General features: G+C 75.1%; 8 protein-coding genes. 6 read left to right on the forward strand and 2 right to left on the reverse strand.

Annotated features, from left to right (window positions below; genetic code table 11):
- Positions 1-226: 226 nt before the first annotated feature.
- From ABZ479_RS22545 to ABZ479_RS22560, 4 genes are all read left to right on the forward strand, one after another.
- Positions 227-1,792: an alpha/beta hydrolase gene (locus tag ABZ479_RS22545; protein ID WP_500463258.1), complete on the forward strand. Its 1,566-nt coding sequence runs from the start codon at positions 227-229 to the stop codon at positions 1,790-1,792.
- A gap of 48 nt (positions 1,793-1,840) precedes the next feature.
- The gene (locus ABZ479_RS22550; RefSeq protein WP_500463259.1) at positions 1,841-3,358 is read left to right on the forward strand and encodes an alpha/beta hydrolase; all 1,518 of its coding nucleotides are present in this window, start codon (positions 1,841-1,843) and stop codon (positions 3,356-3,358) included.
- 15 nt (positions 3,359-3,373) lie between these two features.
- On the forward strand, positions 3,374-4,972 hold the full coding sequence (locus ABZ479_RS22555; RefSeq protein ID WP_500463260.1) for an alpha/beta hydrolase: 1,599 nt from the start codon (positions 3,374-3,376) through the stop codon (positions 4,970-4,972).
- Between the two features lie 62 nt (positions 4,973-5,034).
- Positions 5,035-6,600: an alpha/beta hydrolase gene (locus ABZ479_RS22560; protein WP_500463261.1), complete on the forward strand. Its 1,566-nt coding sequence runs from the start codon at positions 5,035-5,037 to the stop codon at positions 6,598-6,600.
- Between the two features lie 84 nt (positions 6,601-6,684).
- Here the strand turns inward: ABZ479_RS22560 and ABZ479_RS22565 are convergent, their stop codons facing one another.
- On the reverse strand, positions 6,685-9,081 hold the full coding sequence (locus tag ABZ479_RS22565) for a Tex family protein (protein WP_500463262.1): 2,397 nt from the start codon (positions 9,079-9,081) through the stop codon (positions 6,685-6,687).
- 75 nt (positions 9,082-9,156) lie between these two features.
- Positions 9,157-9,699: a GNAT family N-acetyltransferase gene (locus ABZ479_RS22570; protein WP_500463263.1), complete on the reverse strand. Its 543-nt coding sequence runs from the start codon at positions 9,697-9,699 to the stop codon at positions 9,157-9,159.
- Positions 9,700-9,768: 69 nt separating this feature from the next.
- Between ABZ479_RS22570 and ABZ479_RS22575 the strand changes: the two genes are divergently transcribed.
- Both ABZ479_RS22575 and ABZ479_RS22580 read left to right on the forward strand, forming a co-directional pair.
- Complete coding sequence (locus ABZ479_RS22575) at positions 9,769-10,632, forward strand: DUF6528 family protein (RefSeq protein ID WP_500463264.1); 864 nt, start codon at positions 9,769-9,771, stop codon at positions 10,630-10,632.
- 205 nt (positions 10,633-10,837) lie between these two features.
- Positions 10,838-11,845 (forward strand): aldo/keto reductase family protein, encoded by a 1,008-nt coding sequence (locus ABZ479_RS22580; protein WP_500463265.1) that lies wholly within the window; start codon positions 10,838-10,840, stop codon positions 11,843-11,845.
- Positions 11,846-11,896: the final 51 nt, after the last annotated feature.

The following is an 11,896-nucleotide window of genomic DNA, read 5'->3' on the forward strand; positions in this document are numbered from 1 at the left end:
CACTTGTGGCGTGCCGCGGCACGGGGCGGAGCTCCCGCCTCACGCGTTCGGCGCATCCCGGCGATCCCCCGAACACGATCTGTGATGACCTGGTTACGCAGCTGGGAGTGGGGCGACGGCGTTGACCGTTCCCTGCCGGGGCACGGCGCCCGGACCCGCCCCCGCGGCCGCTCACCGATGCCGACCAGCCCCGCGTCTCGCAACGGGCGGAAACGAAGGCGTGGCGATGAAAGCTGTCCCGGCCACCGGCCGAATACCCGGGCGCGGCCTGCTCTGCGTGATCGCCGTGCTGATCGTCTTCGGGACGCTGCTCGCCACGTGCACGGCGGTGACGCACACCCGCAGGACCGCGGGGCCCGCTCCCTCGGGGGCCGCCTCCCCGAGCCCGGCCTCCGGCACGATCCGGCTGGACCTGCGGCGCTACTACACGCAGGACCTGCGCTGGCGGCCCTGCCCCGACAGCTCGTTCCAGTGCACGAGCCTGCGGGTGCCGCGGGACTACGCGCACCCCCGGGCCGGCGACATCTCCCTGACCGTGATCCGCAGGCCCGCCTCCGGCCGCGGCGCGGCGCGCATCGGCGCGCTGCAGATCAACCCGGGCGGGCCCGGCATCTCCGCGGTCGACGACCTGCGGGACTACGCCGACACCTACTCCGCGTCGCTGCGTGCCGCGTACGACCTGGTCGCGGTCGACCCGCGCGGGGTCGGCCACAGCACGCCGGTGGACTGCGGCGCCGCCGGGGCCCCGGGCGCACGGACCCGCGGGACGCCGCCTCGGGACGAGGCCACGGTCATCGACACGTGGGCCGCCTACCACGCGGAGGTCGCCGCGGACTGCGCCCGGCACGCCGGGCGGCTCCTGCCGTACGTGGGCACCCTCGACGCGGCCCGGGACATGGACGTCGTCCGCGCCGCGCTGGGCGAGGAGCGCCTGCACTTCCTCGGCTTCTCCTACGGCACCTACCTGGGCGCCACCTATGCGGAGCTCTTCCCCGACCGGGTCGGCCGGGTCGTCCTGGACGGCGCCGTCGACCCGGCGATGGACGGCTACCACGCCTACCTCAACCAGGCCCGCGGTTACCAGATCGCCTGGGAGTCCTTCGCGGCGGACTGCGCCCGCCGCCGGCACTGCCCGGTCGGCCGCTCCGTCGAGGAGGCGGGCCGCACCCTGGACGCGCTGGTGGCCGACCTCGACCGGGCGCCCGTACGGCGGGGCAAGGACGAGCACCTCGACGGCGAGGACCTGCTCGGCGCGGTCGTCAGCACGCTGCGCGCACCCGACTGGGAGACGCTGCGCGCGGTGCTGGACGAGGTGCGGACCGGGGACACCACCGTGCTCGGGGAACTCGTCGGCGACGAGGACGAGACGGCGCCCGGCGACGCCTCCATGACGGCGGTCAACTGCCTGAGCTCCGCGCTGGAGTCGCGCTCGACCCCCGCCCAGACCCTCGCCGCGCTGCCCGAGTTCCTGCGGGCCTCGCCCCAGTTCGGGGCGTTCTACAACGAGGACCTGTCGACGTGCGCGCACTGGCCGGCGCGGCCCACGCAGCTGCCGCGCCGGGTCAGCGCCCGCGGCGCGCCGCCCATCCTCGTGGTCGGCACCACCCGCGATCCCGCCACCCCCTACGACCAGGCCCGGGCGCTGGCCACCCAGCTCTCCTCGGGCCGGCTCCTCACCTGGGACGGCGACGGGCACACCGCCTACCAGCGGGGCAGCCGCTGCGTCGACACGGCCGTCGACGACTACCTGTTGCGCGGTCTGCTCCCGCCCGACGGCGCGGTCTGCCGCTGACGCGACCACCCGCCGCGCGCTCCGCGCGGCGCACAGAAAGGCGTGGCCATGAACGCACCCCGACGCAGGCTCCACGGCTTCGTCGCCGTGCTCGGCAGTTGCGGGCTGCTGCTCACCGCTTGTGCGGCGGGCGACCTCCGGCAGAGGCCGGCGGGGGCGCCCGCGCCGGGCGCGGCCACCGCGGCACCGGCGGAACTCGCCCGCTACTACGGGCAGAAGCCGGGCTGGAAGCCCTGCGACGAGGTGCCGTCGTTCCAGTGCGCCACCATCAAGGTGCCGCTGGACTACGGGCGCCCCCAGGGGGGTGACATCACCCTGGCCGCGATACGTCAGCGGGCCACCGGCAACGGCACCGCGCGCGTCGGCTCGCTGCAGATGAACCCCGGTGGGCCCGGTTCGTCCGCGATCGCCTACCTCCTGGGCAACGCCGGCTCCTTCTCCCCCGCGGTGCGCGCCGCGTACGACCTGGTCGCGGTCGACCCGCGCGGCGTCGGCGCCAGCACCCTGGTGGACTGCGCCGCGGACACCCCGGCGGCCGCCCCGGACCCGGGCGCGCGCCGGGCCGACATCGATGCCTCGGCCGCGGCCTACGCGCAGGTCGCGGCCGAATGCGCCCGGCACGCGGGAGGGTTGCTGCCGCACGTGGGCACCCTGGACGCCGCCCGCGACATGGACGTCGTACGCGCCGTGCTGGGTGACGAGCGGCTCCATTACGTCGGCTTCTCCTACGGCACCTACCTCGGCGCCACCTATGCGGAGCTCTTCCCCTCCCACGTCGGCCGCATGGTCCTCGACGGGGCCGTCGATCCCGCCCTGGACGGCTACGACTTCACGATCGGCCAGGCCCGGGGCTACGAGGTCGCGTGGGAGTCCTTCGCCGCCGACTGCGTCACCCGGCCCGACTGCCCCGTGGGCCGCTCGGTCCAGGAGGCCGGGCGCGTCCTGGACTCCCTGGTGGCGAAGCTGAACCGCATCCCGCTGCGGCAGGGCAAGGACGTCACCGTCACCGGGGACTCGCTCCTCGGAGCGGTCGTCCTCGCGCTCAGGACCCCGGCCTGGGAGGCGCTGCGCGCCGCGCTCGCGGAGCTGCGGGCCGGTGACACCACGGCGGTGCAGGTGCTCCTGGGCGCGGGCGAGGAGACCGACCCGGGCGACCAGTCGTACTACGCCGTGTCCTGTCTGAGTGCGGCGCTGGGAACCTGGTCGACCGCCGCGCAGGCGCGGGCGGCGCTGCCCGAGTTCCGGCGCGCCGCGCCGCGGTTCGGCGCGTACTACGCCGGGACCCTGCCGATGTGCACCCGGTGGCCGGTCCGTCCGGACCAGTCCGCGCACCCGATCGCCGCGGCGGGCGCGGCGCCGATCCTCGTCGTGGGCACCCTCCGCGACCCGGCGACCCCGTACCCATGGGCGCGGGCGCTGGCCGGGGAGCTCTCCTCCGGACGGCTGCTCACCTGGGACGGCGACGGGCACACCGCCTACCACCGGGGCAGCACCTGCGTCGAGAGCGCCGTCGACGACTACCTGACACAGGGGCGTCTGCCTTCCGCCGGCACGGTCTGCGTCTGACGGGCGGTGGCCGCCGTGCGGGCCGCGAGTGTCCTGTCCGGCCGGGGCGGGCGCATCGCCGCCGGGCTGCTGAGCGCCTGCCTGGTGCTGACCGCCTGTTCGCCCCAGCGCCCGCACCGCCCGGCGGGCGCCGAACCGTCGGCGAACGGGGCCGAACCGGTCCGTTCCGCCGCCTCTGCGGCGGCGTCCGCCGCGGCGTCCGCGGCCGCGGCACCGGATCTCTCCGGCTACTACCGGCAGCGCCCGGAGTGGCGGCCCTGCCGGGCGGCGGAGTCGTTCCAGTGCACCTCGGTGCGGGTGCCCCTGGACTACGCCCGTCCGGAGGCGGGCGACATCCGGCTGGCGGTCGTCCGCCACCGCGCCACCGGTCCGCGCGCCGTCCGCGTCGGATCGCTGCTGATCAATCCGGGCGGCCCCGGCATCTCCGTGGTGGACGACCTGCCGGCCGTCGCCGACGGCTTCTCCCCCCGGATGCGCGCCGCGTACGACCTGGTCGGCGTCGACCCCCGGGGGGTGGGGCGCAGCTCCCCCGTCGACTGCGGGAGCGACACCTCGCCGCCCGTCCCCGAGGCCGGTCCCGGGGCCGGAGGCGGGGCCGCGGCCGGAGCCGGTGCCGGGACGCCCGAGTCGGGCTTCGCCTTGATCGCCGACGCGTGCGCACGGCACGTGGGCCGGCTCCTGCCCCACGTCGGCACCCTGGACGCGGCCCGGGACATGGACGTCGTACGGGCGCTGCTCGGCGACGACCGGCTGGGCTTCCTCGGCCTCTCCTACGGCAGTTACCTGGGCGCCACCTATGCGGAACTGTTCCCCTCGCACGTCGGCCGCATGGTCCTGGACGGCGCGATCGACCCCGGCATGGACGCCTTCCGCGCCACCCTCGGCATGGCGCGCGGCTACCAGGTCGCCTGGGACGCCTTCGCCGCCGACTGCGTCGCCCGGCCCGGCTGCCCGGTCGGCCACTCGCTCAAGGACGCGGGCCGTGGCCTGGACGCACTGGTCGCGGAACTCGACGAGGCCTCCCGGGAAGGGGTCGACCACGGCGGTTCCGCCACCGGGGACGATCTGCTCAACGCGGTCACCGCCGCACTCGCGGCTCCGGCGTGGGGCGAACTGCGTTCCCTGCTCCGCGAAGTGCGGGCGGCCGACGCCGCCACCCGGCTGCAGCTCCTGGGCGCCGACGGCGCCCAGGGGCCGGGTGAGCAGTCCCTCGTGGCGGTCAACTGCCTCAGCTCCGCGCTGGGTCCGCGGTCGACCGCCGCCCGGACGCGGGCGGCGCTGCCCGAGTTCCGGCGCGTGGCGCCCCAGTTCGGCGCGTACTATGCGGGGTTCCTCCCGATGTGCGCCCACTGGCCGGCGAGGCCGACCCAGGTGCCGCACCGCATCACGGCGCGCGGCGCACCGCCCATCCTCGTCGTCGGCACCACCCGCGATCCCGCCACCCCCTACGACCAGGCCCGGGCGCTGGCCACCCAGCTCTCCTCAGGCCGGCTCCTCACCTGGGACGGCGACGGGCACACCGCCTACCGGCAGGGCAGCACCTGCGTCGACACGGCCGTCGACGACTACCTGCTGCACGGCCGGCTCCCGCCCGACGGCACCATCTGCCGCTGAAGGGCTCCACGTCGCGGCGTCACCAGGCCGCCGACCCACCACGTCACCAGAAGGGCAGGGCGATGGACGCCATCCGGCACACCGGCCGCGTACGCGGGAGGCGACGACACCGCACGGTCGCGGTGCTGGCGGTCTGCGCCCTGCTGGCCGCCGCCTGTTCCGCCCTCCACGGGGGCGCCTCGCCCGGCGCGGCCCGCCTGGCACCGGCCGGCGCGACGCAGTCCGGGGACGCGCCGCCGGAGCGGGCCAGCCATGCCGCGCAGCAACCCGTGTGGAGACCGTGCGAGGACGAGCCGTCCTATGAGTGCACGACCCTCAAGGCGCCACTGGACTACGCCCGCCCCGACGCGGGCGACATCACCCTGGCCGTCACCCGGCTGACGGCCACGGGGAACGCCTCACAACGCATCGGCTCGCTGCTGTACAACCCCGGTGGTCCCGGCGACTCCGCGATCGGCGGCCTGCGCGACCTCGCCCGCGGCTTCTCCCCCGCGATGCGCGCCGCCTACGACCTGGTCGCCGTCGACCCGCGCGGCGTCGGTGCCAGCACCCCGCTGGACTGCGGCACCATGGCGCCGGAAACCGGAGCGGACTCCCGTCCGGTCAGTGCCGGGGCGCCCGACTTCGAGGCCCTGGACGAGGCCCGCGCGCGGACCGCCGACGCGTGCGAGCGGCGCGCGGGGTGGCTGCTGCCGCACGTCGGCACCCCGGACGCCGCCCGCGACCTGGACCTGGTGCGCGCCCTCGTCGGCGACGACCGGCTGCACTACCTCGGCTTCTCCTACGGCACCTACCTCGGCGCCACCTATGCGGAGCTCTTCCCCTCCCGCGTCGGCCGCATGGTCCTCGACGGCGCCGTCGACCCCGCCATCGACGACTACCGCCGTTTCCTGGACCCCGCGCACGGCTACCAGGTGGCCTGGGACGCCTTCGCCGCCGACTGCGTCGCCCGGCCCGGCTGCCCCGTCGGCCGGTCCGTCGAGGAGGCCGGACGCGTCCTGGACGCCCTGGTGGCCCGTCTCGACCGCAGCCCGCGGCGGGAGGGCAAGGACCTCACCGTCACCGGGGACGACCTGCTCCGCACCGTCCTGGCGGCGCTGAAGCAGCCCGCGTGGGACGAACTGCGCCGGACGCTGGGCGAGGTGGTCTCCGCGGCCGGCGGTACCTCCACGCTCCAGCGGCTCTCCGCGGCGCAGGAGGAGGCAGTCGCCGACGTGGGGTTCACGGCAGTCAGCTGTCTGAGCGCGGCGCTCGGGCCCGTGTTCACCCCCGCGCAGGCCGAGGCGCTGCTCCCCGCGTTCCGGCGTGCCTCGCCCCAGTTCGGGGCGTACTACTCCGCGCTGCTCACCACCTGCGCCCACTGGCCAGTCGGCCCGGACCGCGCGGTGCGGGCCGGCGCGGCGCCCCGCACCGCGCCGATCCTGGTCGTCGGCACCCTGCGCGACCCGGCCACCCCGTACGCCTGGGCGCGCTCGCTCACCCGGTTCCTGCCCTCCGCCCGCCTGCTCACCTGGGACGGGGACGGGCACACCGCCTACCTGCAGCCCGGGAGCGGGTGCGTCGACGTCGCGGTGGACCGCTACCTCCTGAGCGGCCGGCTCCCGCCGGCCGGCGCGGTCTGCCGCTGAGGCTGCCGGCGAGACCGCCGCTGGACGGACGCCGAAGGCGCGCTCCCCCGGTCCTCCGGGAGAGCGCGCCTTCGGCGTGCGGGCTCAGCCGCGGCGGCCGTTGCCCCCGCCGAGGCCCTTGTCGAGGCCGGCGCGACGCAGGGCGTCGGCCATGGCGCCGCCGGGGGCCGGACGGTCACGGTCGCGGTCGCCGCGCGACTGTCGGGGCGGGTTGCCGCCGCCCCGCCGGTCGGGTCGGGGACCGCGCTCCTGGCGGCCGCCGCCGGCGCCCTGGGGCGCGCCGGCGCCGCCCTTGGGCGTGCCGGCCTCGTCCTCCAGGCGCAGGGTGAGGGAGATGCGCTTGCGCGGGATGTCGACGTCGAGCACCTTGACGCGGACGATGTCGCCGGGCTTGACGACCTCGCGCGGGTCGCTCACGAAGTTCTTCGACATGGCCGAGACGTGCACCAGCCCGTCCTGGTGGACGCCGACGTCGACGAAGGCGCCGAAGGCCGCCACATTGGTGACGACGCCCTCCAGGACCATCCCGGGCTTGAGGTCCTTGAGTTCCTCGACGCCCTCCTTGAAGGCGGCGGTCTTGAAGGCGGGCCGCGGGTCGCGTCCGGGCTTCTCCAGTTCCGAGAGGATGTCGGTGACCGTCGGCAGACCGAAGGTGTCGTCGACGAACTCCTGCGGCCGCAGCCCGCGCAGCACCGTGGCGTTGCCGATGAGCGCCTTGATGTCGGTGCCCGCCGCCGTGCTCATGCGCCGCACCACCGGGTAGGACTCGGGGTGCACGCTGGAGGCGTCCAGCGGGTCGTCGCCGTCGGGGATGCGCAGGAAGCCGGCGCACTGCTCGTACGCCTTGGGGCCGAGCCGGGCCACGTCCTTCAGGGCGGTGCGCCGCCGGAACGGGCCGTTGGTGTCGCGGTGGGCGACGATGTTGGCGGCCAGGCCCTCGGTGATGCCCGACACGCGGCGCAGCAGCGGTACGGAGGCGGTGTTGACGTCCACGCCGACGCCGTTCACGCAGTCCTCGACGACCGCGTCCAGGGAGCGCGAGAGCTTCACCTCGGACAGGTCGTGCTGGTACTGGCCGACGCCGATCGACTTGGGGTCGATCTTGACGAGTTCGGCGAGCGGGTCCTGGAGCCGGCGGGCGATGGAGACGGCGCCGCGCAGGGACACGTCCATCTCGGGGAGTTCGGCGGAGGCGTAGGCCGAGGCGGAGTAGACCGAGGCGCCGGCCTCGGACACCACGGCCTTGGTGAGCCGCAGTTCCGGGTGGCGCTTGACGAGGTCCGCGGCGAGCCTGTCGGTCTCGCGGGAGGCGGTGCCGTTGCCGATGGCGACGAGGTCGACGTCGTGGGCGGCGGCGAGCCGGGCGAGCGTCGCGATGGAGGCGTCCCACTGGTTGCGCGGCACGTGCGGGTAGATGGTGTCGGTGGCGACGACCTTGCCCGTGGCGTCGACCACGGCCACCTTGACGCCGGTGCGGAAGCCCGGGTCCAGGCCCATGGTGGCGCGTGTGCCCGCGGGGGCGGCGAGCAGCAGGTCGCGCAGGTTGGCGGCGAAGACCCGCACCGCCTCGTCCTCGGCGTCCTGGCGCAGCTGCACGCGCAGGTCGAGGCCGAGCCGGACGAGGAAGCGGGTGCGCCAGGCCCAGCGCACGCCGTCGGCGAGCCACTTGTCGGCGGGGCGGCCGCGGTCGGTGATGCCGAAGTGGTGGGCGATCTTGCGCTCGAAGGTGGAGGGGCCCTCCTCGACGGGCTCCTCCGGCTCCATGGTGAGGTCGAGGATCTCCTCCTTCTCGCCCCGCAGCATGGCGAGCACACGGTGCGAGGGGAGCTTGGTGAACGGCTCGGCGAAGTCGAAGTAGTCCGCGAACTTCGCGCCCGCCTCCTCCTTGCCCTCGCGCACCTTGGCGACGAGCCGGCCCCGCTCCCACATCCGGGTGCGGAGTTCGCCGACGAGGTCGGCGTCCTCGGACCACCGCTCGGTGAGGATCGCGCGGGCGCCCTCCAGTGCCGCCGCGGCGTCGGCGACGCCCTTGTCGGCGTCGACAAAGCCGGCGGCCTCGGCCTGCGGGTCCAGCGACGGGTCGCCGACGAGGCGGTCGGCGAGGGGCTCCAGGCCGGCCTCACGGGCGATCTGCGCCTTGGTGCGCCGCTTGGGCTTGTAGGGCAGGTAGATGTCCTCGAGGCGGGCCTTGGAGTCCGCGGCGAGGATCTGCGCCTTCAGGGCGTCGTCGAGCTTGCCCTGGGACTCGACGGACTCCAGGATCGCGGCCCGCCGCTCGTCCAGTTCGCGCAGGTACCGCAGGCGCTCCTCCAGGGTGCGCAGCTGGGCGTCGTCGAGGCCGTCCGTCGCCTCCTTGCGGTACCGGGCCACGAACGGCACGGTCGCGCCGCCGTCGAGCAGCCCGACGGCCGCTGTGACCTGACCTTCCCGTACGCCGAGTTCCTCGGCGATCCTGCGCTCGACCGAGACCGTTGTCGTCACGATGTGCGACCTGCTTTCTGGCTGGACTACCGGTGCATTATTGCGGAGCCCGGCCGCCCGGCCGCGAGCCTGGGCCTATGCCGCGCCGGAGGGCGGGCCGAGACGCTTCTCGAACCAGTGGTCGGCGTACCGTTCGCCGTTGTAGTCGTCGATCTCCCGGTACCCCAGCTTCGCGTACAGCGTCCGTGCCTCCACCAGGTCGGCCCGTGTGTCGAGGCGGATCACGGCGGCGCCCAGGTGTGCGCGGGCCGCGTGTTCGGCGGCCGCGACCAGCCGCGCGGCGCCGCCGGTGCGGCGGGCGGCGGGGACGACCCAGACGCGGCGGAGTTCGGCGACGCCGGGGGCGAGGAGGCGGACGCCCGCGCAGCCGGCGGGCACACCGCCGTGGCGGCCGACGAGGAAGTGCCCGCGGGGACCGGCGAGGTCGTCACTGGTGTGCTCGGCGAGCAGGTCGTCGATCTCCCGCGGGGTCATCGGCCTGCCGTAGTAGCGGCTGACGATGTCGTCGTAGTACCTCCACAGCAGGTCCCTCGACACCGGGTCGTCAACGGCGAGCGGGGCGATCTCCCATACGGGCGAAGCGTGGACGTTCGGTCGCGGTACGGTCACGCGGCCCATCCTGGCAGCACCCGCCGTCGCTATCCTCCGAATATTCGTTGGCACGTCAACGACGTACGGGGGCACGACATGACGCGGCACGCCGCGCGGAAGAGCCATCCCATCGCCACCGCCGACCAGTCCCGCAACGACGTCCTGGTCTTCGACCCCGAGGCCCGGGACTGGTCGGGGCCCGACGCCGTGACCTGGCGCTGGAGCGCGCCGGGCGGGGCCGGCACGAGCTGGCAGCACCTGTCGGACGTGCGGCTGCGCAGGACGCAGGCGTACGGGCGGGTGGTGCTGGTCGCCGCGTCCGGCGGGCGGGCGGCCATGGTGCGCGAGGACACCGGGGCGATCGTGTGGCAGACGGTGACCCCGGCCGACAGCCCGCACGCCATCGAGCGCATCCCGGGCGGGGTGATCGTCGTGGCCTCGGGGGCGCCCGGGCGGCTGCGGCTGTACGCGGACACGCAGCAGGCCGCGCCGTTCCGCACCGTGCCGCTGCCGAGGGCGCGCGGGGTGCTGTACGACCCGGAGCACGCGGCGCTGTGGGCGATCGGTGCCGAGCGGCTGGTGCGGTACGCGGTGTCGGGCCGGGGTACGGCGACGACGCTGACCGAGCACAGCGCCGTCGGCTTCGAGGGCGAGGGCCGTGACCTGCAGCCGGTGTACGGCGAGCCGGGGGCGCTGTGGTTCACCGACACCTACGGGGTGTACCGGCTGGACGTCGCGACGCGCAGGTACCGGCAGGTGGACGGGGCGAGCGGGGTGAGCGCGTACACCAGCCAGCCGACGGGGACCCGCATCCGGGCCCGTTCACGGGCGTCCGGCCCCCGGGGCTGGGGCGGCCCGACGATCGAGTTCCTCGACGCGGACGGGACGCCCGCGTACGCCAGGACCCGTCCCGGCGCGGAGTTCGCCACGGTGCGTCTGTGGACCCCGGACTTCCGCTGAACCGGGGGCGCGGACGGGCCGCCGGGGCGACCGGGGGGACCGGCCCCCGCGCCGGCCGGGGAACGTGCAATGATCAGATGTATTTGCCCCTGCCACCTTTTCTGCGGCCGGCGCCCGCCCGGGCGCCGAGCCCCCGGCATGCCCCGGTGCGCCCGCACCCGGGCCGGCCGGCATTCACGGACACGCCAACGGAGGCTTCGCTCCCATGGAATACCGCCATCTCGGCCGTAGCGGCCTGGTCATCAGCGAGATCGCGTACGGCAACTGGCTCACCCACGGCTCGCAGGTGGAGGCGGACGCCGCCACGGCGTGCGTGCGCGCGGCGCTCGAGGCCGGCATCACCAGCTTCGACACGGCCGACGTCTACGCGGGCACGCGTGCCGAGTCCGTCCTCGGCGAGGCGCTGAAGGGCGAGCGCCGCGAGGGCATCGAGATCTTCACCAAGGTGTATTGGCCGACCGGCCCGGGCCGCAACGACCGCGGGCTGTCGCGCAAGCACATCATGGAGTCGATCGCCGGCTCGCTGCGCCGCCTGCAGACCGACTACGTCGACCTGTACCAGGCGCACCGCTTCGACGTGGACACCCCGCTCGAGGAGACGATGGAGGCGTTCGCCGACGTCGTGCACTCGGGCAAGGCCCTCTACATCGGCGTCTCGGAGTGGCCGGCGGAGCAGATCCGGCGTGCCCACGCGATGGCCCGGGAACTGCACGTCCCGCTGGTGTCGAACCAGCCGCAGTACAACGCCCTGTGGCGGGTCATCGAGGGCGAGGTCGTCCCGGCCTGCGAGGAGCTGGGCATGGGCCAGATCGTCTTCTCGCCGATCGCGCAGGGTGTGCTGACCGGCAAGTACCGGCGGGGGCAGGAGCCGCCGGCGGGCTCGCGGGCCACCGACGACAAGGGCGGCGCGAACATGATCTCGCGCTGGATGGGCGACGACGTGCTCGACGCGGTGCAGCGGCTCCAGCCGCTCGCCGCCGAGGCCGGGCTCTCGCTCGCCCAGCTGGCGGTGGCGTGGGTGCTGCAGAACTCCAACGTCTCGGCGGCCATCGTCGGCGCGTCCCGCCCCGAGCAGGTCGCGGAGAACGCCAAGGCGGCGGGCGTCGTCCTGGAGAAGGACCTGCTGGCGCGGATCGAGGAGATCCTGGCGCCGGTCGCCGTCACCGACCCCAAGCGGGTCCACGACAACGTTCCCGCCTCGCGCCGTTCCTGAGCCCTCGCACCGTTCCTGAGCCGGTGCGTCCCGGCCCCGCGATCCGTTCGG

Source organism: Streptomyces sp. NPDC005722 (assembly GCF_040630935.1).
Taxonomy (GTDB): domain Bacteria; phylum Actinomycetota; class Actinomycetes; order Streptomycetales; family Streptomycetaceae; genus Actinacidiphila.

What these genes read in the sequence shown, in the direction of transcription:
- ABZ479_RS22580 (WP_500463265.1), top strand. Translation starts at nt 10,838, where the DNA reads ATGGAATACCGCCATCTCGGCCGTAGCGGCCTGGTCATCAGCGAGATC.
- ABZ479_RS22550 (WP_500463259.1), top strand. Translation starts at nt 1,841, where the DNA reads ATGAACGCACCCCGACGCAGGCTCCACGGCTTCGTCGCCGTGCTCGGC.
- ABZ479_RS22575 (WP_500463264.1), top strand. Translation starts at nt 9,769, where the DNA reads ATGACGCGGCACGCCGCGCGGAAGAGCCATCCCATCGCCACCGCCGAC.
- ABZ479_RS22545 (WP_500463258.1), top strand. Translation starts at nt 227, where the DNA reads ATGAAAGCTGTCCCGGCCACCGGCCGAATACCCGGGCGCGGCCTGCTC.
- ABZ479_RS22560 (WP_500463261.1), top strand. Translation starts at nt 5,035, where the DNA reads ATGGACGCCATCCGGCACACCGGCCGCGTACGCGGGAGGCGACGACAC.
- ABZ479_RS22570 (WP_500463263.1), bottom strand. Translation starts at nt 9,699, where the DNA reads ATGGGCCGCGTGACCGTACCGCGACCGAACGTCCACGCTTCGCCCGTA.